The sequence below is a fragment of the Salinactinospora qingdaonensis genome, assembly GCF_039539445.1.
In the GTDB taxonomy this organism is placed as follows: Bacteria; Actinomycetota; Actinomycetes; order Streptosporangiales; family Streptosporangiaceae; genus Salinactinospora; species Salinactinospora qingdaonensis.
Map to the genome: position 1 here is coordinate 1 of NZ_BAABDD010000088.1, position 579 is coordinate 579.

General features: G+C 65.3%; 1 protein-coding gene. It reads right to left on the reverse strand.

The annotated features are described in order from the left end of the window. On the reverse strand, window positions 1–579 hold a 579-nt coding region (locus ABD848_RS24910), incomplete at both ends, for a condensation domain-containing protein (RefSeq protein WP_344977666.1).

The following is a 579-nucleotide window of genomic DNA, read 5'->3' on the forward strand; positions in this document are numbered from 1 at the left end:
GCGTAGTAGTTCTTTGACCTGCTTGAGCCCTTCGCCGAGAGCGGTGGGGGAGGGCACCGGTAGGCGTACCGGCGAGATGGTGGTGAACCAGCCGACGGTGCGGGAGACGTCGATGTCGTCGAAGAGGTCTTCGCGGCCGTGGCCTTCGAGGTCGAGGCGGACGTGGCTGTCGTGGGTCCAGGAGCCGACGGCCGAGGCTACGGCGGTGAGTAGGACGTCGTTGATGCGGGTGTTGAAGGTGGTGGGCAGGTCGTGCAGCAGTGCGCGTCCCTGCTCGGTCTCAAGGACCGCCTCATATACCCGACTGGCGGCGACCGTGTTGTCCTCGGCAGAGCCTTCGGTGGGCAGTGTGCCGGCCGGTTCTGTTTGTTCGTTCCAGTAGGCCAGTTCTTGGGCCGTTGTGTCGCTGTGGGCCTCCTGGTGGAGCCGGTGGGCCCATTGTTGCCACGAGCTCGACTTCGGCGGTAGTTCCAGTGTTTGGCCCTGGCGTAGCTGCCGGGTGAGGGTGTCGATGTCCTCGAGCAGCACCCGCCACGACACGACATCGACCACCAGGTGGTGGGCCACCAAAAGCAACCG